The 582-nt window shown below is 32.1% G+C and carries 2 pseudogenes; one reads left to right on the forward strand and one right to left on the reverse strand.

The annotated features are described in order from the left end of the window. Window positions 1–200 (reverse strand): annotated as a pseudogene (locus JVV30_RS13125) (aspartate aminotransferase family protein); the annotation flags it as partial. 253 nt (window positions 201–453) lie between these two features. Between JVV30_RS13125 and JVV30_RS13375 the strand changes: the two are divergent. After that, window positions 454–582 (forward strand): annotated as a pseudogene (locus JVV30_RS13375) (hypothetical protein); the annotation flags it as partial.

Genomic DNA, 582 nt, shown 5'->3' on the forward strand with positions numbered 1-582 from the left:
ATCGCTTCTGTTACTTCTCTAGGTGCATGACCTACGTTTTGAGAACTCGCACTCGATAACAAATCGATATATGTCTTCCCCTCAATATCAACCAATGTTGCTCCATATCCATGATCAATCACCAACGGATAATATTTAATACGTCCTGATTTCGCAAAATAATGTTCATCCTCTTGAATTAATTGATGTGCTTTACTCATATACATTCCCCTCCCATTGACAGACCTTATTCGTATAATTACCTTCCCTACATCGATAACCACATTCGATTTGATATCACGTGAAAATACTGTCATGTCATTATGAATACTATCCAATATACTAATAAAATTCAGATTTGTAAATATATTCTGATAATTAAGAATTTTATATCAATCTACTTTGTTTATGCGCATAATTTTGTTCGATTAGGGAATTGTTTACTATATTCCATTTGACTCTGAGGTGATATGAATGCGTTTAAAAGTATTGTTCCATTTCATTGCTGCTATTTTCATATCATTCATGTTGCTATGGATGACCATGTTGTTTGACATAATTAGCGATCAATCACATTTAAACGCTTTATTATTGAATTTAGAT

It is taken from the genome of Staphylococcus sp. GDY8P47P, assembly GCF_016892225.1.
Lineage (GTDB): Bacteria > Bacillota > Bacilli > Staphylococcales > Staphylococcaceae > Staphylococcus > Staphylococcus borealis.